We start from the raw sequence: 21,347 nt of genomic DNA on the forward strand, positions 1-21,347 counted from the left end.
ATTCTGTTGGCCGTTTTGCCCCGGAGGCCTGTGTTGTGAAGTCAGGACTATTTTGGACGGTCATTCAGGGCTGCAGCCAGGCAGCAATGTCTGGAGAGTCTCCCAGCTTTTCCCAGAACCACATCAGAGCCTTGCCCTGGTCCTCGGCGTGGCGGGCCAGGTGAAGCTGGATAGCCTGCCTGGGTTCGTGGACTTTGAGTGCTATCAAACGGCCACTCGCCAGTTGATCTCGCACCCGTGCTTCCGGGAGCCAACCGACGGCAAGGCCGGTTTCTTGCACGGCGATCTTCTGGTCGATATTGGCAACGGTCACGGTTCGCTGGCGGCGGAATATGCCGGCGTGGCCGGGGGGCAAGGAGCGGGAAGTATCTGCAGCTACTGCTGCGGGGAAGCGAGCAATATCCTCCTCCTTTAATGGCTGAGAGGCCCTTGTCAGAGGGTGGTCCGGTGCTACTGCGTAGACGAACGTCATGTTTCCCAACGGTTTTGTGGTGAAAGAGCCTGCAGGTTTGCTCACCTGATCGGCGCCCACAACCAGATCAATTCGTCGGCTTTGCAGCGCATCCCAGGAGCCGGCGAAGACTTCTTCCACCAGTTGCACTTCCACCGGCACGCCGAGTTCGTAAAACTCTTTTACGGCGGGAAACAGGCACTCGGCCGGTAGCAGGGAGTTGAATCCGATTCGCAGTCGGGTTTCCCAGCCCTGGGCCACCTGGCGGGTGGTGTGGGCCAGGTTTTCAGCAGCTTCCAGCAGGGTGCGGCCCTCTTCCAGCAAATAGCGCCCGGCTGGGGTGAGGGCTGCTCGGTGGCCGGTGCGGTCGAAGATGGCGACGTTGAGGTCTTCTTCGAGTTTCTGGACGGTGTAGCTGATTGCCGAAGGGACGCGGAAGAGTTCGTTGGCGGCGCCGGCAAAGCTGCCTTTGCGGTCGATGGCATCGAGGACTTTGAGGGCGTCTATGGTGATGGCTGTGTGCATGTTCGAATTATCTGAATGTGTTGGCCAGAATTGATTGTTTGAGAGCGTAGCAGGGTGGCCGGTATTCTTCCTGTTAAAGATGTAAGGCTTATTCAGAAATTTGAAGGCTCGGAGTCAGATCACGCCAGGGATGGGTCGTAAAAACACGCCGTGAACCCATCCCTGGGGGCTCGGCATTGCCATCCTTGGCAATGCACGGTTTTTACAACCCATCCCTGACGCGATCACAAACTATCGCAGCCGCCTTCTCAAAACATAAGGTTCAGGAGTATAGGGTTATGGGACTTCTCGTCGACGGCAAATGGCATGATCAGTGGTACGACACCTCGAAAACCGGCGGCAAGTTTGAGCGTGAGGCCGCCCGGTTCCGGAACTGGGTCACGGTGGATGGCTCGCCGGGGCCCGCCGGGGAGGGCGGTTTTCCGGCGGAGTCGGGCCGGTATCACCTGTATGTGTCAATGGCGTGTCCCTGGGCCCATCGGACGTTGATTTTCCGGGCACTGAAGGGGCTGGAGAACCATATCTCGGTGTCGGTTGTGCATCCAGATATGCTGGAGAATGGCTGGGAGTTCCGGCCGGATGAAGAGGCGCATCGGGACTCGGCCAATGGTAAGCGCTTCATGTACGAGGTGTATCTGAAAGCGGCGCCCGATTATTCCGGGCGGGTGACGGTACCGACGCTGTGGGACAAGCAAAAGCAGACAATTGTCAGTAATGAATCGGCGGATATTATCCGCATGTTTAACTCGGCATTCGATGGGCTGGATGGTGTCCGGAGTGACTTGGACTTTCACCCGGAAGAACTTCACGGTGAGATTGAAGAGGTGAACGAGCGGGTTTATCACACGGTGAACAATGGTGTTTATAAGGCTGGATTTGCGACTGCCCAGGATAAATACGAGGAGGCATACGGGGCGTTGTTTGAGTCTCTCGACTGGCTGGAGGAGCGCCTCTCGGGGCAGCGTTATCTGGCTGGTAACCGCTTAACGGAAGCGGATTGGCGGTTGTTTACCACGTTGATTCGATTCGACGCAGTGTATTTCAGTCACTTCAAATGCAACCGTCAGCGAATTGCGGATTTTCCGGCGCTCTCCGGGTATCTGCGGGATCTCTATCAAGTGCCTGGTGTGGCGGATACGGTGGATATTCGGCAGATCAAGCGGCATTACTACGTCAGTCAGCGCACGGTCAATCCGACGCAGATTGTACCGGTGGGGCCAAGGCTGGATTTTACATCGGCCCACAACCGGGAAGCGCTGGGGCCTGATTTTGAGGGCTAGGGCTGTTTTGGGATGATCAGCTGACCCGAGCGACCGCAACTTCGGTCAGTAGCGTAAGCGCATCCCGGTGATCAGATTCGGGAATGTCTTTCAGGCAGTCGAGGGCTGCCTGGGCTTCTGCTTTCGCGCGTTCCATGGTGTATTCCAGTGCGCCCGAACGGTTCACGATATCGAGGATACTGGGTAGGTCCTCCAGTCCACCTTTGCGGACAGCCTGGCGTATGAGCTGCTTCTCATCATTACTGCCGTTGGCCATAGCGTAAATCAGTGGCAGGGTGGGTTTGCCCTCGGCCAGGTCGTCGCCAACATTCTTGCCCATGGCTTCCGCATCGCCGCGGTAATCCAGTACATCATCCACCAGTTGGAACGCCAGGCCCAGGTGTTTGCCATAGGCGCTCATAGCCCGCTCCTGATCGTCATTTGCACCGGCGAGCAGCGCGCCGGTGTGGGAGGCTGCTTCGAACAGCATGGCGGTCTTGTTGTGAATCACTTCCATGTACTTGTCTTCGCTAACGTCCGGGTTTTTAACGTTCATCAATTGAAGGACTTCCCCTTCGGCAATTACAGCCGTGGCGTGAGACAGCACATCCATGATTTTCAGATTCTGGAGCTCCACCATCATCTCGAAGGCCCGGGCGTAGAGGAAATCACCTACCAGTACGCTGGGGGCGTTCCCCCAGCGCGCATTGGCGGTACTGCGGCCGCGACGCATGTCCGAGGTGTCCACCACATCATCGTGCAGGAGCGTCGCGGTGTGCAGGAACTCGATGACCGCAGCGAGTTTCAGGTGATCGTCCCTTTCATAGCCCAGGGCTCGGCTTGAGAGTAAAACCAGTAATGGCCTCAGGCGCTTACCACCACTTTCAATAATGTATTGGGCGATTTTCTCCACCAGGGGAACGTCGGATGACAGCCGTTTGATGATCAGGTCGTTGACGCGGCTGAAGTCGTCCGCGACGGTGTCGTAAATACGCTGGGCTGTCATGCGGCTGGTCCGATCCCTTGTCTGGTGTTTTCGTTGGAAAAATAGGCGGGTGCCGCAATGCTAGGTATTGCTGTGATCGGTGTCAACTTGGCTTGTAAAGCGGCGGCGGTTTTCGTACAATCACGCGCCCAACTCATCCCAACCTGCGCTCCCTGCTATAGGGTTGCCGAAGCGCTTCCCTTAGAACCAGGTGGATAAGAGCAGGGATGGGTCAATCGCGGAGAACGTTAATGTACGCAGTTATTGTTAGCGGTGGTAAACAGCACCGTGTAAAAGAAGGCGAAACTCTGAAGCTGGAAAAGCTGGAAGTGGAAACAGGCGGCAACGTCGAGTTTGACCGCGTCCTGCTGATCGCTGATGGTGAGAAGGTTCAGGTTGGTGCACCGGTTGTTGATGGTGCCAAAGTGACTGCGGAAGTGGTTAGCCACGGCCGTCACGACAAGATCCAGATCATCAAGTTCCGTCGTCGGAAGCATTCCATGAAGCGTCAGGGCCACCGTCAGTGGTTTACTGAAGTCAAGATCACGGGTATCCAGGGCTAAGACCCTCGAGTAACCCCTTAGATAAGGAGGCTTGTAATGGCTCATAAAAAGGCAGCAGGTAGTACCCGTAACGGTCGCGATTCCGAGTCGAAACGACTTGGTGTGAAGCGCTTCGGCGGCGAGACTGTATCCGCGGGCAGCATCATCGTTCGTCAGCGCGGCACCCGTTTCCACCCGGGTCACAACGTTGGCCTTGGCAAGGACCACACGCTGTTTGCAACTGCAAACGGACAGGTCGTGTTTGAGGTAAAGGGTCCGGAGAACCGTAAGTTCGTGAGCATCGTTCCGGCTGCGTAAGCAGCGGCGATCTCGGGTTCTGTCGAACCTTCGGTGGCCCTGATATGATTTGATATCAGAGCTACCTGGAGCCCCGCATAGCTTCCATGAGGCTGCGGGGCTTTTTAGTTTATGCGCAGGGCGCAAAGGGTTGATTGATGAAGTTCGTAGACGAAGCCACCATCATTGTAGAAGCGGGCAAGGGCGGCCATGGTTGCCTGAGTTTCCGTCGTGAAAAGTACGTGCCCAAAGGCGGACCCGATGGTGGTGACGGTGGCGACGGTGGCTCTGTGTATCTGGAGGCCGACAGTGCGCTCAATACACTGATCGATTACCGGTTCCAGCGTAAACACAAAGCCGAGAATGGCCAGCCGGGCTCAGGCCGCAACTGCACTGGCATCAAGGGCGACGACCTGGTGTTGCCGGTGCCGGTAGGCACCACGGTTGTGGATATGGATACCCACGAAGTGCTGGGGGATCTGACTCGTGCCGGGGAGCGCCTGAAGGTGGCCCAGGCCGGTTTTCACGGGCTGGGTAACACTCGCTTCAAGTCCTCGGTCAACCGCGCCCCGCGTCAGACTACAAAAGGCTCCGAGGGTGAGCTTCGCAACCTGAGGCTGGAGCTGAAGGTACTGGCGGATGTCGGTCTTCTGGGTATGCCCAATGCCGGTAAGTCTACCTTTATTCGTTCCGTGTCGGCTGCCCGCCCCAAGGTGGCGGACTATCCGTTCACCACCCTGGTGCCCAATCTCGGTGTGGTCAGCGTGCAGGCTCATCAGAGCTTCGTTATTGCTGATATTCCGGGCTTGATTGAAGGTGCGGCGGAAGGCGCGGGGCTGGGAATCCGTTTCCTCAAGCACCTGGTGCGCACACGCTTGCTGCTGCATCTCGTGGACGTGGCGCCTTACGACGGGTCTTCGCCAGTAGAAAGCGTACGTGCGATTGAGCACGAGCTGGAAAAGTTCAGCGAAACCCTCGCCAGTCGCGAGCGTTGGCTGGTTCTGAACAAAGTAGATATGGTCTCTGAAGAAGACCGTGAAGCGCACTGTCGGGCCATCATCGATGAACTTGACTGGAAAGGTCCTGTATTCAGCATCTCCGCACTCAGCGGCGAAGGCACCAAGCCGTTGACTCAGGCCGTCATGCGCTGGATAGAAGATCAGGCCCAGGAAGAAGCGGAAAACCCCGAGTTTGCTGAACGCGAAGCTGCGCGCCGCCGGAAAATGGACGAAGAGGCGCGAGCGAGAATTGAAGCCGAGCGGCAGATCCGCCGCGAAGCCCGTCAGGATGACGATGATGACGACGACTTCGATGACGATGATTACGATGTAGAAGTGGTCTACGCGCCTGAGTAGCGGGTTATGTCGTCAGAGTTAACTGCCAAAGTATTGTCGGACAGGCGAGGGCCTTGCTGGTGGATCGTCAAAAACATGGATGTTTTTGTCGAGCGTACATGGACGTATTCACCGCGTATCCGCCAGCAAGGCCCCCGCCTGTCCGCTCCCTGAGCTGGAATGTAATGAGTACACGCACCCAATTACGTCATGCCCGTCGCCTGGTAATAAAAATCGGAAGCGCCTTGCTAACCAACGATGGCAGAGGTCTGGATGTTGCTGCTCTCGGGTTGTGGGTGGACCAGATTGCAGAGTTGGTCACTGCTGGCGTTGAAGTGGTGGTGGTGTCTTCGGGCTCTGTGGCTGAAGGTATGAGCCGACTGGGCTGGACAGTTCGCCCTGAGCAACTGCATGAACTTCAGGCTGCAGCCGCCGTTGGTCAGATGGGGCTGGTGCAGACCTGGGAAGCCCAGTTCAAACGACATGATTTGCACACCGCACAAGTCCTGCTGACCCACGATGACCTGTCTGATCGCAAGCGCTACCTCAATGCCCGCAGCACCTTGAGAGCGCTGCTCGATTTCGGCGTGGTGCCCATCGTTAACGAAAACGACACCGTCGTCACCGACGAAATCCGTTTTGGCGACAACGACACCTTGGGCGCGCTGGTGGCCAACCTGATCGAAGCCGACGGATTGATCATCCTCACCGACCAGCTCGGCCTGTTCGACAAAGACCCCCGCAAAAATCCCGATGCCCAGCTGGTCGACGAACGGCGCGCCAGCGACACCGAGCTCGATGCCATGGCGGGTGGTGGTGCTGGCGTGCTGGGCCGCGGCGGAATGCAAACAAAGGTCCGCGCCGCCCGCCTGGCTGCCCGATCCGGCGCCTTCACCGTCATCGTCGGTGGCAGAATCGAAAAAGCCATCTCTCGCCTGCGCGACGGCGACAGCATCGGCACCCTGCTGCTCCCCGAGCAGGGTCGAATCGCCGCCCGCAAACAGTGGCTCGCCAGCCACCTTCAGACCCGCGGCAAGCTCACCCTTGATCAGGGTGCTGTCAACGTCCTCTGCCGCGGTGGTCGCAGTCTTTTACCGGTTGGCGTAAAAAGCGTTTCCGGTCAGTTCCGTCGGGGTGAAATGGTCTCCTGCGTCGACGAAAGCGGCAAAGAAATCGCCCGCGGCCTGGTCAATTACGATGCTGACGAAGCCAGAGCCATCGCTGGCCGCTCCAGCAACCGGATAACGGAGGTTCTGGGTTACATCTCAGACGAAGAAATGATCCACCGCGACAACATGGTGATTGTGTAGGCGAGTAAGATAATCGGCAGGCACAAAAAAACCGGCCCATCAGGCCGGTTTTTTCATTCAGGTTCCGAAGAAGCGTTATGCGCTCTTCAGAGCCTTGATGCGGGCGCTCAGACGGCTCTTCTGGCGAGCAATCTTGTTCTTGGCGAACACGCCTTTGTTGACCATGCTGTCCATAATCGGCTGAGCCTTCTGGAGAGCAGCTTGTGCTTCTTCTGGCTTGCCGGCCTCAATGCTGGCCTGGACCTTCTTGATGTAAGTGCGCGCCATGGAACGCAGGCTGGCATTGTGCTTGCGGTTCTTCTCGTTCTGACGTGCGCGCTTCTTGGCTTGCGGGGTATTTGCCACCGTATAACTCCTGAGATCTGTGAAATCCGAAATTCGTTGTGAATCGATTCGTAAAAATCGCGGGCGCGCCAAAACCAGCGCGTCGAAATAAATGACGCGGAACTATGCCGCCAAAGCCCCAAAATGTCAAGGCTCAACGCTATTTCATCCCGGTATCTCCGGCCCCTGTGGTAAACTCGCCGCTCATCGCCGGAGAGTCCCGTTAAGGCCCTAAGGAATTACCGAAATATGGCCTGCTACATCCCGGGTACATCCAGAAACTACCGAACCATTGTCCAGGCCTAGAATGTCGTCCGAACCTGAGCAGACAGAAACACCAAAGGCGTTGCCCAAACCACCAGGGCTGTTGAGGTCATCTGGAGTCGTTGGCTCAATGACGATGCTGTCACGGGTCCTCGGTTTGGTAAGGGATATGGTGATTGCGCGTTATTTTGGTGCCGGGGCGGGCGCCGACGCGTTTTTCGTCGCCTTCAAAATCCCTAATTTTCTCCGCCGCCTGTTTGCCGAGGGTGCGTTCGCTCAGGCCTTCGTGCCGGTGCTTTCCTCGTATCGACAGCAGGAGTCCATCACCGAAGTCCGGCGTTTGGTTAACGCGGTCGCAGGCGTCCTTGGGTTGGTTCTGTTGGGCGTGACGGCAGTTGCCATGCTGGGGGCGCCGCTTCTGACCGCAGTGTTTGCGCCAGGTTTTCTGGATGACGACCTCAAGTTCGGCCTGGCCAGCGATATGCTGCGGATTACCTTCCCGTATTTGCTGCTGGTCTCCCTGACGGCGTTTGCGGGTAGTATTCTCAATAGCTACGACCGTTTTGCCGTTCCCGCGTTTACGCCAGTGTTGCTCAATCTGGCGATGATCAGCGCGGCCATATTTCTCTCGCCCCTGATGGAAACGCCTGTCATCGCTTTGGCTTGGGGGGTATTTATCGCCGGGGCGTTGCAGCTGTTCTTTCAGTTACCCTTCCTGATGCAGTTAGGGTTGATGCCGCGGCCAAAAGTGGATTACAGGCACGAAGGGGTCCGTCGCATCATGAAGCTGATGGTGCCGGCGTTGTTCGGGGTTTCTGTCAGCCAGATCAATCTGCTTCTGGACACGGTTCTTGCGTCGTTTCTGCAGACCGGCAGTGTGTCCTGGCTTTACTACTCGGATCGTCTGTCAGAGTTACCCTTGGGTGTATTCGGTATCGCTATTGCCACGGTGATTCTTCCCAGTCTGTCCCGCAAACACGCAGCGGAATCGGCAGACCAGTTTGCCGCAACGCTGGACTGGGCTGTGCGGGCGGTGCTGCTTATAGGTTTGCCTGCCGCGTTGGCCCTCGCTCTTCTGGCTGAGCCACTGATTGCGACTCTGTTCCACTACGGAGAAGTTACCGATCGCGACGTCACCATGGCGGCCCAAAGCCTGCGTGCATACTCCGCCGGGTTGCTGGCCTTCATGTTGATCAAGGTGCTGGCGCCGGGGTATTTCGCACGGCAAGACACCAAAACGCCGGTTAAAATCGGCATTATCGCGATGGTGGCCAATATGGTATTTAACCTGGCGCTGATTTTCCCCTTGGCACATGCGGGGCTGGCGTTGGCAACTTCGCTGTCTGCGTGGTTGAACACGGCGCTCCTATGGCGTGGCCTTATCCGTGAAGGCGCCTGGAAATGGCAGCCGGGGTGGACCCGCTTCCTGGTTCAGATCGGACTTGCCAATGCGGCCCTGGCTGCGGTCATCCTCTGGCTACAGCCGCCAGTGGGTCAGTGGCTGATGGCAGGCGGTCTCCAGCGGGCCACGGATATGGGTATTCTCGTAGTCTCGGGCGTCGCGGTGTACTTTATTGTGTTGGCATTGGCTGGGGTTCGGGTAAGACATTTTCGCCACAGGTAGGTTATAATCGCGCGTTTTCTCACCAGTGAAACCATACACCGCTGGCAAACAAAGGTTCGCTTTACATGCGTCTGATCCGGGGCCTGACCAACCTGAAAAGCCTTTCGCAGCAGGACGAAGCTCCGCTCGCGAACGGGTGCGTTGCCACCATCGGGAATTTCGATGGGGTGCATCTTGGGCACCAGACCATCATCGACCAGGTTCATGAAAAAGCACTGGAGCTCGGCGTGCCTTCCGTGGTGATGGTGTTTGAGCCCCAACCCCGTGAGTTCTTCCAGGGCCGTGACGCCCCCCCACGGTTGATGCCGTTCCGGCAGAAATTTGAATTGCTGCTGGCGTCTGGCATCGACGTTGTCCTGTGTTTGCGTTTTAACGAGCGGTTCCGGAGTTACTCTGGTATGGGCTTTATTGAAGACGTTTTGATAGATGGCCTCGGAGTTCGCCATCTCGTGGTAGGGGACGATTTCCGTTTCGGTTGCGACAGGGCCGGCGATTTTTCGCTGTTGCGGGAAGTGGGTGAGCAACGCGGCTTCACGGTGGAGAATACCCGTACCGTGACGGTGCACGGTGAGCGTGTCAGCAGTACCCGAATTCGAGGTGTGCTTTCAGAGAACCGGATCAACGACGCCGAGGATTTACTGGGCCATCCTTACCGCCTCCGAGGGCGAATCGTTTATGGCCGCCAGTTGGGGCGGCAGATTGGCGCGCCCACGGCGAACATTCTGTTACCTCATATGCCGGCGCTGAAAGGGGTCTATGTGGTAAGCGCAACCCTTGAGGATGGCCGTGTTCTGGACGGCGTAGCCAACATTGGTCTGCGCCCCACGGTGGATGGTAAGCAGCCGTCCCTGGAAGTGCACCTGTTTGACTTTGCTGGCACACTTTATGGCCAGCGTCTTGATGTGGTTTTCCGCCATGCCCTGCGGGACGAGGTGAAATTCGACTCGGTGGATGACCTCAAGGAGCAGATTGCCCGTGACTTTGACGATGCGCGGGCTTGGATTGCAGGCCATGGCTCCTCAGCCACCGAACGTTGACCGACATTTAACAACCTGAGCTACGCACCATTACCATGAGCGACTACAAGCACACTCTGAATCTGCCTGAAACCGCCTTCCCCATGCGCGGTAACCTGGCCAAGCGCGAGCCGGACATGCTCCAGCGCTGGCAGGACCTGGACGTATACGGCAACCTGCGCAAGCAGCGTGAGGGGCGGGACAAGTTCATCCTCCATGATGGCCCTCCTTACGCCAATGGCAGCATTCATATCGGTCATGCGGTCAATAAAATCCTCAAGGATATGATCGTCAAATCCCGCAGCTTCATGGGTTACGACGCGCCTTATGTGCCGGGTTGGGACTGCCATGGCTTACCAATTGAGCACAAGGTGGAGCAGGAGATTGGCAAGGCGGGTGTGAAGGTGGATTACAAGACCTTCCGTCAGGCCTGTCGTGATTACGCTACCAAACAGATCGCCGGCCAGAAGGCCGATTTCATCCGCCTTGGGGTGATGGGTGAATGGGAAAAGCCGTACCTGACCATGGATCCGAAGGTCGAGGCGGGCATTGTGCGTGCTTTGGGCAAAATAGTCGCCAAAGGCCATCTGGTGCGCGGGTTCAAGCCGGTGTACTGGAGCGTGGTCGGTCAGTCTGCACTGGCGGAAGCCGAAGTTGAGTACCAGGACAAGACGTCAGTACAGATCGATGTGCGGTTCACGGTCGTAGACCAGGCGCGCGTGCTCGACCTGTTTGGTACCGACAAGGGCGAGGGTGATGTGTCAGTTGTTATCTGGACGACGACACCCTGGACCATTCCCGCCAACCAAGCTGTTTCACTGCACGCTGAGCTGGAATATGCCCTGGTACAGACCGATGCCGGACATGGACGGGAGCGTATGATCCTCGCGGCGGACATGGTGGATGGCATCATGTCGCGTTGGGGTGTTGAGAACTATGAGGTACTGGCGACTGTACCAGGCGCCACGCTGGAAAAACTGGATCTGCATCATCCGGTGTATGACAAGCAGGTGCCGCTGGTCCTGGGCGACCATGTGTCCACCGACGCTGGTACCGGCGCCGTCCACACGGCCCCCGATCATGGCATGGAAGACTTTGAAGTGGGGAAGGCCTACGGCATTGATACCATCAGCCTGGTCAAGGCCGATGGCACCTATACCCAGGCCGCCGGTGAGTTTTCTGGCGTTCACGTCTACAAGGCGGATGACCCTGTGTGTTCAGCTCTGGAACGCGAGGGCAAGTTGGTCCGGGCGGAGAAGTTCAGCCACAGCTACCCCCATTGCTGGCGTACCAAGACACCGTTGATCTACCGAGCCACCCCTCAGTGGTTTATCAGCATGGAGAAGGAAAACCTCCGTGACGACGCCCTGGAAGCCATCAAGGGTGTGCGCTGGGTGCCTGCCTGGGGGCAGAACCGCATCGAGGCCATGTTCAGGCAATCCCCGGACTGGTGTATCTCGCGCCAGCGTACCTGGGGTGTGCCGATCACATTGTTTATCCACAAGGAAACGCAGGAACTGCATCCGGATACCCAGAATCTGATTGAGGCGGCAGCGAAGGAAATCGAAAAGGGCGGTATTGACGCCTGGTACGACATCGATACCACTAAGCTGCTGGGCAGTGATGCCGACCAGTATGAAAAGGTGTTGGATACCCTGGACGTATGGTTTGATTCCGGAGTAACCCACGAATCCGTGCTGCGTCCCCGCACCGAACTGGGTCAGTTCCCGGCAGATATGTATCTGGAAGGTTCAGACCAGCACCGTGGCTGGTTCCAGTCGTCCCTGAAAACCTCCATCGCGATGAATGGCGTGGCGCCGTATAAGCAGGTGCTGACCCATGGCTTCACCGTCGATGGTAAGGGCCGCAAGATGTCCAAGTCCCTGGGCAACGTGATCGCGCCCCAGGAAGTGATGAACGAGCTGGGTGCCGATATCCTGCGTCTATGGGTGTCCGCGACCGACTACAGCGGTGAAATGACGGTTTCCAAGGACATCCTCAAGCAGACTGCGGACGGTTATCGTCGTATCCGGAATACCGCTCGCTTCCTGCTCAGCAACCTCACCGGTTTCGATCCGGAGCAGCATGCCGTTGCGCCAGAGGATATGATCGCGCTGGACCGCTGGATGGTCGACAAGGCCCTGCAGCTGCAGACGGAGCTGCATGAGGATTACCAGAATTACGCGTTCCTGCGCATCTACCAGAAGGTGTACAACTTCTGCGAGGCCACCCTGGGCGGGTTCTATCTGGATATTATCAAGGACCGGCAATACACCACTCAGGCCGACAGCCGCGAGCGTCGCTCCTGTCAGACGGCCCTGTTCCATGTGGCAGAAGCGCTGGTGCGTTGGATTGCGCCGATCCTGAGTTTCACGGCCGATGAAATCTGGCAGCACCTGCCCGGTAAGCGTGGCGATACCGTGTTCTACGAAACCTGGTATGAAGGCCTGACAGCACTGCCGGGCGACGCCGAACTGGGCCGTGATTACTGGAGCCGTATTTACAGCGTTAAAGAAGCGGTGAATAAGTGCTTGGAAGAGGTTCGTGGCAGGGGAGAAATCAAAGGTTCCCTCAGTGCGGAAGTGACTCTCTACTGCGAAGGCGACCTTGCCAAGGATCTGCAGTACCTTGGTGAAGAGTTACGCTTTGTGCTGATTACTTCGGAAGCCACGGTAGCACCGGTGTCTGACGCCGGCGACGCGGAGCCGACGTCCCACGAGGGGTTGCTTGTAAAAGTAAACCCCGCCGGACACGCCAAGTGTGAACGCTGCTGGCATCATCGGGCCGATGTCGGTCAGAGTGAGCAGTATGGCGACCTGTGTGGTCGTTGTGTGACCAACGTGGAAGGGCAGGGCGAGTCCCGCTCGTTCGCCTGATGGACGTCGCCTTGTGGAAAGCGTAATGACCAATACGGAAGAAACCGGCTCCAAGCTCCGCTGGCTCTGGCTGGCGGTGCTCGTTATCGTGCTGGACCTTGGGAGCAAGGCCATGGCTACGGCCATGCTGACCTATGGCAACCCGGTACCGGTAATGCCACTGTTCAATCTGACCTTGCTGCACAACACCGGTGCGGCGTTTAGCTTTCTGGCCGGTGCCGCAGGTTGGCAACGCTGGTTTTTTGTCTCCCTGGCACTGGTGGTCAGCGTAGTTCTGGTTGTATGGCTGAAATCCCTGCGGCGCCATGAAACCTGGTCGGCGATTGCCATCGTATTAATCCTTGGCGGCGCGCTGGGTAACGTTTACGACCGCGTTGTTCATGGCTACGTGGTCGACTTCCTGCATTTTTACTGGAACGGCTACCATTTTCCCGCTTTTAACATCGCAGATACGGCCATCACTATTGGTGCCGGTATGATGATTCTGGATATATTCCGCAAGCCCCGGGAACCGGATGCGGACAACAGGAGCGACAATCGCTGATGAAAGAACTTCCCGTAGATCAGGGCACTCGCGTTACGCTTCATTTTGCGTTGAAGTTCAGTGACGGTGAGATCATTGATTCCACTTTCGAGAAAGAGCCGGCAACACTGGAGATTGGTGACGAGAACCTGCCGGAAAATTTTGAGGCCTACCTGATGGGTATGACGGCGGGCGACCGCAATAGCTTCGAAGTACCTCCTGAAAAGGCCTTTGGGCAGCATAATCCGAGTAACGTGCAAACGTTCAAGCGGAGTGAGTTCAGCGCGGACATGGTGCTTGAAAAGGGGGTCATGATCTCATTCGCGGATGCGCGTCAAAGTGAGTTGCCGGGCGTCGTTAGCCGTGTGGAAGGGGATCAGGTCGAGGTGGACTTTAATCACCCTCTGGCGGGGCGTACACTGACATTTGAAGTGGAAATTATTGATGTGGAGCCTGTTGGTCGGGCCCACTAAACGCATTTTGGTCCTCCCGCAGGCTTCTGCAAACTTGTTTGATATCTCAGGGCAATTCTATGCAAATCCGACTCGCTAATCCTCGTGGTTTCTGTGCCGGTGTCGACCGCGCTATCGAAATAGTGAACCGTGCCCTGGATGTCTTTGGTGCGCCCATTTACGTGCGCCATGAAGTGGTGCATAACAAATTTGTGGTGGACAATCTGCGCAACCGCGGCGCTATCTTTGTGGATGAGCTGGAAGAGGTGCCGGACGACAAGCTGGTGATCTTCAGTGCCCATGGTGTGTCCCAGGCGGTGCAGAATGAAGCCGCGCGTCGGGGGTTGAAGGTGTTCGACGCAACCTGTCCTCTGGTAACCAAGGTTCACCTCGAAGTGATGAAGTACAGTCGCGATGGGCGTGAATGCATCCTCATTGGCCACCATGGTCATCCAGAGGTGGAAGGCACCATGGGGCAGTATGACCATGGCAACGGTGGCGATATCTATCTTGTGGAAGACGAGAAAGACGTTGCCGAACTGGTCGTGAAAGATCCGTCCAGGCTGTCTTATGTAACTCAAACCACGCTTTCCATGGACGACACCGCCCGAGTCATCGATGCCTTGCGTGAAAAGTTCCCGGACATTCAGGGTCCTCGCAAAAACGATATCTGCTACGCCACGCAGAACCGTCAGGATGCTGTGAAGCAGTTGGCCGGTGACTGTGACTTAATGCTGGTAGTGGGTTCGCCGAACAGTTCCAATTCCAATCGATTGCGGGAGTTGGCCGAGCGCATGGGAACGCCTGCCTATCTTATAGACCAATCAAATCAAATAGATCCGACGTGGCTCGAGGGCAAGCAATCCATTGGCGTGACTGCTGGCGCGTCTGCCCCGGAAATACTGGTCAATGAGGTAATTGCGCGTTTAAGGGAGCTTGGCGGCGAGGTGCCCGAAGAGATTGAGGGCAGGGAGGAGAATATCGTTTTCTCGATGCCTAAAGAATTGCGAATCGATGCCATCGAAGTCTGATTGTGATGGCATCGTTCGTGTCATATTCGTTTACCAGCACCCTGTTGCCTGGTCTGCGCCGCGATTACCCTGTTCATCCAGCGTAAGAGTTCCACAATCATCGTCTGTCTGAGGTCCGGTTGGAACTGCCTGCAAGGTAAACGCATTCCGGGCTACGTTCCCCACAAAGCTGATATCGTAGAACGCGTCTCCGTTCTGCGGCGACTGATCGAATGGCAAAACAGGATTATTACCCCCATCGCGATAATCAAAACCGTTGGAGTATCGACGCTCCATCCATTGGGTGAGTTCTAGCAGGTCTGCCTGCGCAGTTGTTCGTCGGGTTTGCTCCATCTGGCTCTGATAAAGAGGAAGCGCTATTGCTGCGATGATGGCAATGATCGCGACCGCAATCATCATCTCGATCAACGTAAAACCTGAGTTCGAGTGAGTCTTCAAAATCGTTATCCCTCTTAGTTTACTAGTGGTCGCCATTCCCGCCTGGTCAGTTCAGGACTTCTACTTTTTGTACCAGACGAGCACCAGTTTGTTGATCTGCGACGCCTCCGAGCTCCAGCTTGAGACGATCACCCTCTACGAGCCGCTGGACGACTTGTTCCCGGGACCATGAGGCACCGTTGAAGGTAATGACACGTTCCAGCACGAACGAATTATCATCAACAATCAGTATGAAAGAGTCGGGATGGACAGAATTCACCGTTCCCTCAAAAGACACGGTTCTGAGGGACATAGGATTGCCGTCGACAACCTCATCATCCGCTTGAGCGGATGATGCCAGAAATCCACTTGTAATAGCTGTAAGAGCGAATACGGCGATGACAAGAACTCTGTGTAATTGAAACGGTAGTAAGCGAGTAATCATAGTCTTTTCCTGCTACTCAAATAAAAGATAGGAACACTGTTCTAGGTGTGAGGCAGCTTCTTAACGAAGCTGCTCCCAAGTCTGTCGTCCAATGCTTGAGTCAAGAGACCGGGCGCAGAGTCCGTCTTCACAGGGATCTCCCGGTGAGAGTTTATTGGGATCCAGTCCCGGTATCACCACTTCTGCGTCGCCGTCTTCGGTTGCGATTGTACGGTTTTCACCGCCGTAACCCACCTGAATGCCGCTTGGAGCATAGCCGCCTACGATATCACCCGCGTTGAAGGTACCATCGCTGTTCAGGTCGAAGACGGGGGTCTCAGAAGGAACGCCGGTTGTCAGTTTGAGATCCATAATAAACCCGGTACGTCCACTTCCGCAGGGGTCATCATCAGGGATGACGGTAGTGAATCGAACCCGATCCGGGTTTACACCAAACGGGAAGGTAGCCCGGCTGATAACTCGCTCTCCCTGTTTGTTTGAGTTGTAGGCAAGGTCCAGGTACCAGCCTTGCTGATTTGTCGACTGGTTGCTAGAGGTTTCCCGAACAGTAAAGCTGTTGGTACCGTTCCCTGACGCCCTATTCACAACGACATCTTCCTGTCTGGTGATGGTCTGTTGCACCAGATCATCTCGTTCGAGCCCTGACGCAGTCAGGTCGTCTTTTATGGCATACAGTGTCTGGACATCGTAGTCACCTTCGTCGCCGTTTCGCAGGAAGCTACCGGTACCGAACGCCGCTACGAGTTCGTCATTGTTGTTGGGGTTGAGTGCGACCCGGGGCGCAACAGTGATTGGTTGGCTGTTACCCGCTGGGCTCTTAGCGGTGAATACTTTGGTTGCATCCCACCCGTTAGCGCCCCCGGTAAGGTCGAATCGCCAAAGATTGCCTAACAGATCGCCAGCGTAGGCATAACGGGTGATGGCATCTGTCTCCGGAAAACTGGTGATGGTAGCGGAGGCAAGGCCGTTTGAGTTCGCAGCGCTACCGGCTCCGGTTTGGAGTTCTTTGACGAGGTTGCCGGTTTCCAGGTCAACAACAAACAGACTGGATTGACCGCTGGCCCCGTTGTAGCCATTTCCAAAAATGGCTACCCAGGTTCCATCGTCGAGGCGGGAAATCTGCGGATCGGTAACGCCGTATCCGAGATTCGGATGTTGGAACTCCCACAACACATCATCTGCTGGAGAGAATGATCCTGGTTCGGTTATATCAAGCGCAAATACTGTTTTGCCGCCTTTGCCCATAGTTCCCAAAAGCACAGTTCGCCACTCGGCGGAACCGTTTCCGTCCTTATCAATATAGGCATCCTGTACTCGTGGTGTGCCATCCATGAAGTATTTGTGGTTGTAGTTGGGCTTCATCAGCTCTGAAATGCGCGCATATGTATTCGAGCCCGAGGGGAGCAGCAGTTCTGATGGAATATAGCCGAAGAGCTCTTTACCGGTTTCGCCATCAAAGGCGTGCAATATGCCGTCGTTGGCAGGCACATACAGAGCATCGATCCGGTTCTGGTACGTGGACGTAGATCGGAACGTACCGTATTTACTACCTTCGGTACCGCCAAGGCGAGCAAAGCCGTAGTTGGTTTTACCGACGAACTGGGGGTTCGCGTTGATCACATCACCCAGAAGCCTAAGCACAGTATTACCTCCAGCGTCAGTGCCCTGCCGGCTTCGGAGAGTTGCGTGAGCGTCATTGTCGCCATGAAGCCAGGCCAGTCGATTATGGCCAAGGTTATCTTGAGTGGCGTTCAGTGTTGGATCGGCATTCAGCGCATCGCGTTGAGCAGCCGAGAGGTTAGAAAGAGAGCTGGCCGATGCGAATTCCAGGTCAACGCCGCTACTTCCATTGTGGGTGATCAATTTCCGGTCTGTCGGGAGCGTCTGTCTCAGAATTTCTTCGGCATCCCAGAGCTGTTTGCCCTGGTCGAAGCTGAACCCTGACAAAGTGCCGGACCAATCTTCACTGCGGAAGCCCGCAAAGAAGCCCAGCGAGTCAGCGCGCAAGACTGCTGAACTGACAGCTGCGGATGAGGCAGATGTCTGTGAGCGAGCAATTACATCACCAAGGAAATTCTTGATTTCGTCGGCGAACTCCTTCGGGTTCTGTGCGCTCGCGTAGCCTCCGCGGCCATTGATAGCGGCATGGAGCAAGTCATCGATATTCTGAGGGCTCCGATCTGAACCGGGTTCAGGCCAGTTAATGTTGATTCCGCTGTCTGGGTCGAGTGCAGCAAGTGCATCGGCCTCCTTGATGTCGCCTGTGACGCCTAGCCCGATCGTGAAGGTTGTCATGTGCTGCCAGAATGCCGGGTCGGTCGATGTGACGGGGACCTTGTTACCGAGGTCTGTGCGCAGATCGTTTTTCCAGTACTGCATCGCAACATCCGCCAGAGTGTTGGAATGCCCGTCGGTAAATGGCGACACGGCTGTGTAGTTGAAATCGGAGCCATCGGGGTCCGGATTGGTGTAGGACGGTCCCGGCGTATTGTCGACATTTCCGACAGAGGGGCTGCTTCCGTTCCAGATACCGTCGGTCATAATAAGGGAGAAGCTTTGGCGACATTCAATGTGTGCGGTACTGTCATTGGTACCAGGAGTTTCTCCCCATGGGCCCTGATTGTCCGTGCGGGAATAGTACTTGCCGACATCCCTGAGCGCCGTTCTCAGTGGGGTGCCACCGTTTACACTCTTGTTGTGAAGCCAGGTTAGAAATTGCTGGCGGCGAGCGGCTGTGTATGGACGCACTCCACTGACAAGGGTATCTGTGTCGTTTACGCCATCAATAGTGTTGTTGTTGACGTTAATAGCGCCATAGCCAACCCGGATATTGTCTGGAAGATCAAAGAAGGCTTCCGTAATACCCGATTTGGCCGCCAAGGTCCGCGTGCTGTAATAGGAAAACCAGTTTGCATAGTTTTGTTTGATGTCGGCGGAGGCATTGTTCAGCAAAATGGGGGTATAACAGTCGTCTTGTCGGGGATTATTATCGCAACTCGTGGACGAGTTGAACTGCATGTAAAAGCCTTCCTCAATGCTACCGATGCTGTCGAAGCGAATATATTCACTCAGATCATCGGCCCCATCGGATTGATCAAATCCGTTTACCCAGGCGTTGGTGTAACTCGAATTTGGATAACGAGAGCTGCCATCCGGTTTGAAAGGAGGCTGATAGGTTATTGTCGGGTCGTAATAGACCTTGTTTACCCGACTGGAGTAGTAGTATCGATTGCCGCTATTACCACTGAGGTTGTCTGGCATGTAACGCCACGCCATGGACCCTGAGTCGTCATACACAAACACCAGGTTTGAATCGACTGATTCCTTCAGAAACAGTGGTACCTGAGCCAGGTTGACCTGTGCCATGGCGGATTGCATGGTGCAGATTGAGAACAAAAGGCTGGCACTAAAAATGCCCAGTTTTGAGTAACTTGAGCGCTTGTGCGATGCTTTCTTGAGCGTTTTCATGGCAAACTCTCCAGTTGGAGTCAGCAATTCATTGTGATGTTTGTCAGACGGCGAAGTTCAACACAAGCCGACGTTTACTCTGGTGGTAACAAAACCGTAGATTGTAAAACGGTAACCGCTTCGTCACTTCCACCCTGGGCTCTTGACGTTGCCAGGTAGCGTTCGAAGCAGGGTTGTCCGGGTTCGATCGGGCACACATCCGCAAGGCGCGCAAGGTGGTAGGCGGGCTGTGCGCTTACATCCGGGCCGGCGACCCCTGTGCCGGACCGGGCAGGGTTGTTGCCATCCCACTCCCACGGACTGTCGAGCATTGCCTCGCTAAAGGCTGTCACACGGGTACCTGGGGTATTCAGGATATCGTTTTCACTTTGTCGTAATGCAGCTTCTGAAGCCTGAAACGAAATTGCGCTGTCGTGAGCGTTGCTCGCCATTCGCTCCTGCATTACGGATCCCTGCATACCCCCGATGGCTAGCAGGGAGATCAGCAGCAGCATGACAAGCGCGACAATCAACGTCGCCCCGCGCTGGCGCATATTGAGGGGGCTAACGCTATCCATGGACTGTCTCACTCGATTCCGGGTCGCTTTCATTACATTCTCCCCCTGAGTGCGGTGGTGCTGACGGAGATGAGTCGTACACGTCGGTCTCCGTTGTTTGCCTGGGAGACTTCACTGCCAAGCATGTCAAAATTGCGATTGTTCTCTTCTTCCAGAACTTCGTCCTGGCTGCGGGTCATGACCGAGAATCGAACGCTCACGATGGTGTTCCAGTCGACCACCTCGTCGGCGGGGACATAATCATCTGCAGCGCTGGTTCCACCGGTATCTTCGCCATAGAGGATTTGCAGTGTTTCAACGCCGGAGACCAGTTCTTGGGGGGGCTGGAGAGGTGTCATCATGCGCCTGAACAGGGCGGGTTCGCCGTTGGTGCCCTGGCCAATGTAATAAGCCATTGACGTAAACTGGTAGACTCTGGTCTGAGGGTCGTAATTCAGGTTGAAGTTATTGCCGTTGTTCCCCGGGTTGACATTGCCACCGGCCATAGTAACGGAGCTGGAATTAGCGTTGTTGCTCTTCTGGAACATTTCGCCTTCGGAGCAGTCGCCACGGGTTGCTAGAACAACTGATTCGGCCTCCACTCCAGAATTGTCTGCCAAGTTAATGCTGTTACCATTCTGGGGGTTAGCAGAGTTTACGGGCACACCAAGAGAGGTCAGGGCGTTGACAATAATGACATCAGAGTTGGTGATCACTGAGCCGGCAAGGTCAGCAGGCAGGTTTGCACCTGCGGTACCCGAAGCCCAATTACCGGCGCCGGGCGTTGCCATGGCGTTTGCCAGCGTGACGCTATCGCCTGGGCCGGTTCCCGTATACTCCCATCCCTGGAGTGCCTGGTCCAGTGGCACTACTAGGCCGCCATTTAGGCGGTTGTCGACAACCTGGTCAAGCGGCCTGCCCATTTCCGCGAGGCATCCGAAACTGCCCGCTGAACGGAAATCCGGTGTCAGGACGGCGGAAACAAATCGGGTGCTTTCCTGCGCGTGGGCAAGGCCCTGCGTCTGACGATAGGTTTCATTACCGCTCAGATAAATTTGGATTACTCCAAGGGTAAGAATGAGGCCGAGAGCTGTTGCAATCAGCAGCTCAACCAGCGACAGGCCTGATTGGCTGGCCCCAGGACGAGTATCGGGGGCAGAGGGAGCGCGGAACTTTGACATGATCAAATCTGAGTCCTCACTACTACAGGGTTCATGGCCTGGTCGTTCTGGTTCCAGTCTATGGTGACTGTAACCACGTTGGTTAAGGGATCGACTGCAACGGTACGCTCAGCTTCTGGAAGAAGACAGGCGAGGCTGTTTTCCCAGGCGGCAATGTCGTTGGCTGCAACGGTTGCATTTGCCGGTACGAAAGACGTGGCGCAATCACCACCATCAGCGCCCTGCGCGTCGTCCTGAGCCAGGGCATAGTCACCGGGGTTGTCGGAATTCGCACGAATTCGGTCCAGCAGGTCTTCCGCGAGCAGGACCGCTTGGCTCCGGCTCTGGGACTGAGAGTTCATTTGCAGGGAAACGACCTGTGTTGAAGCAACGCCCAGTATGCCGATGGCAAGGACCAAGACTGTAATGAGTATCTCAATCATGCCAAGACCGGACTGGTGTCTCGGGGAAGCCAGGCCGGAGCGGTGCTTAGAGGTCTGAGTCATAG

At 56.1% G+C, this 21,347-nt stretch carries 20 protein-coding genes; 11 read left to right on the forward strand and 9 right to left on the reverse strand.

Translation table 11 applies throughout. The features are described from left to right. Positions 1 to 64: 64 nt before the first annotated feature. Positions 65 to 976 carry a LysR substrate-binding domain-containing protein gene (locus JJO78_RS18630; protein ID WP_151981409.1) on the reverse strand — a complete coding sequence of 304 codons (912 nt, stop codon included), beginning with the start codon at positions 974 to 976 and terminating at the stop codon, positions 65 to 67. A 278-nt stretch (positions 977 to 1,254) separates the two neighbouring features. Here JJO78_RS18630 and JJO78_RS18635 point away from each other — a divergent pair, with 278 nt between their 5' ends. Further along, positions 1,255 to 2,256 (forward strand): glutathione S-transferase family protein, encoded by a 1,002-nt coding sequence (locus tag JJO78_RS18635; protein ID WP_151981407.1) that lies wholly within the window; start codon positions 1,255 to 1,257, stop codon positions 2,254 to 2,256. Positions 2,257 to 2,272: 16 nt separating this feature from the next. Here the strand turns inward: JJO78_RS18635 and ispB are convergent, their stop codons facing one another. After that, on the reverse strand, positions 2,273 to 3,241 hold the full coding sequence (gene ispB, locus JJO78_RS18640; protein ID WP_036203639.1) for an octaprenyl diphosphate synthase: 969 nt from the start codon (positions 3,239 to 3,241) through the stop codon (positions 2,273 to 2,275). A 230-nt stretch (positions 3,242 to 3,471) separates the two neighbouring features. Between ispB and rplU the strand changes: the two genes are divergently transcribed. The 4 genes from rplU (at position 3,472) to proB (ending at position 6,703) form a co-directional block, all read left to right on the forward strand. After that, positions 3,472 to 3,783, forward strand: a complete 312-nt coding sequence (rplU, locus tag JJO78_RS18645) for a 50S ribosomal protein L21 (RefSeq protein ID WP_036203642.1) — start codon at positions 3,472 to 3,474, stop codon at positions 3,781 to 3,783. Between the two features lie 36 nt (positions 3,784 to 3,819). Further along, positions 3,820 to 4,080 (forward strand): 50S ribosomal protein L27, encoded by a 261-nt coding sequence (gene rpmA, locus JJO78_RS18650; protein WP_007155544.1) that lies wholly within the window; start codon positions 3,820 to 3,822, stop codon positions 4,078 to 4,080. A 137-nt stretch (positions 4,081 to 4,217) separates the two neighbouring features. Then, positions 4,218 to 5,414 (forward strand): Obg family GTPase CgtA, encoded by a 1,197-nt coding sequence (gene cgtA / locus JJO78_RS18655; protein ID WP_036203646.1) that lies wholly within the window; start codon positions 4,218 to 4,220, stop codon positions 5,412 to 5,414. A 164-nt stretch (positions 5,415 to 5,578) separates the two neighbouring features. Next, entirely contained in the window at positions 5,579 to 6,703 is a 1,125-nt protein-coding gene (gene proB, locus JJO78_RS18660; RefSeq protein ID WP_091643433.1) for a glutamate 5-kinase, read from the forward strand. Positions 6,704 to 6,778: 75 nt separating this feature from the next. On the opposite strand, the gene rpsT is transcribed toward proB, so the two are convergent. Next, positions 6,779 to 7,048: a 30S ribosomal protein S20 gene (gene rpsT / locus JJO78_RS18665; protein ID WP_075195679.1), complete on the reverse strand. Its 270-nt coding sequence runs from the start codon at positions 7,046 to 7,048 to the stop codon at positions 6,779 to 6,781. A gap of 286 nt (positions 7,049 to 7,334) precedes the next feature. Here rpsT and murJ point away from each other — a divergent pair, with 286 nt between their 5' ends. The 6 genes from murJ (at position 7,335) to ispH (ending at position 14,813) form a co-directional block, all read left to right on the forward strand. Further along, entirely contained in the window at positions 7,335 to 8,915 is a 1,581-nt protein-coding gene (murJ, locus tag JJO78_RS18670; RefSeq protein WP_081899213.1) for a murein biosynthesis integral membrane protein MurJ, read from the forward strand. A 65-nt stretch (positions 8,916 to 8,980) separates the two neighbouring features. Further along, complete coding sequence (gene ribF / locus JJO78_RS18675; RefSeq protein ID WP_126810580.1) at positions 8,981 to 9,952, forward strand: bifunctional riboflavin kinase/FAD synthetase; 972 nt, start codon at positions 8,981 to 8,983, stop codon at positions 9,950 to 9,952. Between the two features lie 35 nt (positions 9,953 to 9,987). Next, positions 9,988 to 12,807 carry an isoleucine--tRNA ligase gene (ileS, locus tag JJO78_RS18680; RefSeq protein ID WP_151981405.1) on the forward strand — a complete coding sequence of 940 codons (2,820 nt, stop codon included), beginning with the start codon at positions 9,988 to 9,990 and terminating at the stop codon, positions 12,805 to 12,807. A 25-nt stretch (positions 12,808 to 12,832) separates the two neighbouring features. After that, positions 12,833 to 13,351, forward strand: coding sequence for a signal peptidase II (lspA, locus tag JJO78_RS18685; protein ID WP_087148989.1), 519 nt, complete (start codon positions 12,833 to 12,835; stop codon positions 13,349 to 13,351). Beyond that, positions 13,351 to 13,803, forward strand: a complete 453-nt coding sequence (fkpB, locus tag JJO78_RS18690) for an FKBP-type peptidyl-prolyl cis-trans isomerase (protein ID WP_091643424.1) — start codon at positions 13,351 to 13,353, stop codon at positions 13,801 to 13,803. Before lspA ends, fkpB begins: the two co-directional genes overlap by 1 nt. 59 nt (positions 13,804 to 13,862) lie before the next feature. Further along, positions 13,863 to 14,813 carry a 4-hydroxy-3-methylbut-2-enyl diphosphate reductase gene (gene ispH / locus JJO78_RS18695; protein WP_041335403.1) on the forward strand — a complete coding sequence of 317 codons (951 nt, stop codon included), beginning with the start codon at positions 13,863 to 13,865 and terminating at the stop codon, positions 14,811 to 14,813. A gap of 30 nt (positions 14,814 to 14,843) precedes the next feature. On the opposite strand, the gene JJO78_RS18700 is transcribed toward ispH, so the two are convergent. From JJO78_RS18700 to pilV, 6 genes are all read right to left on the reverse strand, one after another. After that, positions 14,844 to 15,251: a type IV pilin protein gene (locus tag JJO78_RS18700; protein ID WP_041336820.1), complete on the reverse strand. Its 408-nt coding sequence runs from the start codon at positions 15,249 to 15,251 to the stop codon at positions 14,844 to 14,846. A gap of 46 nt (positions 15,252 to 15,297) precedes the next feature. Then, on the reverse strand, positions 15,298 to 15,675 hold the full coding sequence (locus JJO78_RS18705; RefSeq protein ID WP_091643419.1) for a hypothetical protein: 378 nt from the start codon (positions 15,673 to 15,675) through the stop codon (positions 15,298 to 15,300). Positions 15,676 to 15,735: 60 nt separating this feature from the next. Further along, complete coding sequence (locus JJO78_RS18710) at positions 15,736 to 19,143, reverse strand: pilus assembly protein (protein WP_151981401.1); 3,408 nt, start codon at positions 19,141 to 19,143, stop codon at positions 15,736 to 15,738. A 74-nt stretch (positions 19,144 to 19,217) separates the two neighbouring features. After that, complete coding sequence (locus JJO78_RS18715) at positions 19,218 to 19,733, reverse strand: pilus assembly PilX family protein (protein WP_052479559.1); 516 nt, start codon at positions 19,731 to 19,733, stop codon at positions 19,218 to 19,220. Next, a complete protein-coding gene (locus JJO78_RS18720) occupies positions 19,733 to 20,860 on the reverse strand; it encodes a PilW family protein (protein ID WP_041335408.1) in 1,128 nt (375 codons plus the stop codon). Before JJO78_RS18720 ends, JJO78_RS18715 begins: the two co-directional genes overlap by 1 nt. 2 nt (positions 20,861 to 20,862) lie before the next feature. Further along, on the reverse strand, positions 20,863 to 21,345 hold the full coding sequence (gene pilV, locus JJO78_RS18725) for a type IV pilus modification protein PilV (RefSeq protein ID WP_052479560.1): 483 nt from the start codon (positions 21,343 to 21,345) through the stop codon (positions 20,863 to 20,865). Positions 21,346 to 21,347 lie beyond the last annotated feature (2 nt).

Origin of the sequence: Marinobacter sp. DS40M6 (assembly GCF_028581595.1) — a bacterium.
In the GTDB taxonomy this organism is placed as follows: Bacteria; Pseudomonadota; Gammaproteobacteria; order Pseudomonadales; family Oleiphilaceae; genus Marinobacter; species Marinobacter salarius.

What these genes read in the sequence shown, in the direction of transcription:
- JJO78_RS18635 (WP_151981407.1), top strand. Translation starts at nt 1,255, where the DNA reads ATGGGACTTCTCGTCGACGGCAAATGGCATGATCAGTGGTACGACACC.
- rpmA (WP_007155544.1), top strand. Translation starts at nt 3,820, where the DNA reads ATGGCTCATAAAAAGGCAGCAGGTAGTACCCGTAACGGTCGCGATTCC.
- lspA (WP_087148989.1), top strand. Translation starts at nt 12,833, where the DNA reads ATGACCAATACGGAAGAAACCGGCTCCAAGCTCCGCTGGCTCTGGCTG.
- ribF (WP_126810580.1), top strand. Translation starts at nt 8,981, where the DNA reads ATGCGTCTGATCCGGGGCCTGACCAACCTGAAAAGCCTTTCGCAGCAG.
- rplU (WP_036203642.1), top strand. Translation starts at nt 3,472, where the DNA reads ATGTACGCAGTTATTGTTAGCGGTGGTAAACAGCACCGTGTAAAAGAA.
- ispH (WP_041335403.1), top strand. Translation starts at nt 13,863, where the DNA reads ATGCAAATCCGACTCGCTAATCCTCGTGGTTTCTGTGCCGGTGTCGAC.
- JJO78_RS18630 (WP_151981409.1), bottom strand. Translation starts at nt 976, where the DNA reads ATGCACACAGCCATCACCATAGACGCCCTCAAAGTCCTCGATGCCATC.
- cgtA (WP_036203646.1), top strand. Translation starts at nt 4,218, where the DNA reads ATGAAGTTCGTAGACGAAGCCACCATCATTGTAGAAGCGGGCAAGGGC.
- murJ (WP_081899213.1), top strand. Translation starts at nt 7,335, where the DNA reads ATGTCGTCCGAACCTGAGCAGACAGAAACACCAAAGGCGTTGCCCAAA.
- JJO78_RS18705 (WP_091643419.1), bottom strand. Translation starts at nt 15,675, where the DNA reads ATGATTACTCGCTTACTACCGTTTCAATTACACAGAGTTCTTGTCATC.
- ispB (WP_036203639.1), bottom strand. Translation starts at nt 3,241, where the DNA reads ATGACAGCCCAGCGTATTTACGACACCGTCGCGGACGACTTCAGCCGC.
- pilV (WP_052479560.1), bottom strand. Translation starts at nt 21,345, where the DNA reads ATGACTCAGACCTCTAAGCACCGCTCCGGCCTGGCTTCCCCGAGACAC.
- proB (WP_091643433.1), top strand. Translation starts at nt 5,579, where the DNA reads ATGAGTACACGCACCCAATTACGTCATGCCCGTCGCCTGGTAATAAAA.
- ileS (WP_151981405.1), top strand. Translation starts at nt 9,988, where the DNA reads ATGAGCGACTACAAGCACACTCTGAATCTGCCTGAAACCGCCTTCCCC.
- JJO78_RS18715 (WP_052479559.1), bottom strand. Translation starts at nt 19,733, where the DNA reads ATGAAAGCGACCCGGAATCGAGTGAGACAGTCCATGGATAGCGTTAGC.
- fkpB (WP_091643424.1), top strand. Translation starts at nt 13,351, where the DNA reads ATGAAAGAACTTCCCGTAGATCAGGGCACTCGCGTTACGCTTCATTTT.
- JJO78_RS18710 (WP_151981401.1), bottom strand. Translation starts at nt 19,143, where the DNA reads ATGAAAACGCTCAAGAAAGCATCGCACAAGCGCTCAAGTTACTCAAAA.
- JJO78_RS18720 (WP_041335408.1), bottom strand. Translation starts at nt 20,860, where the DNA reads ATGTCAAAGTTCCGCGCTCCCTCTGCCCCCGATACTCGTCCTGGGGCC.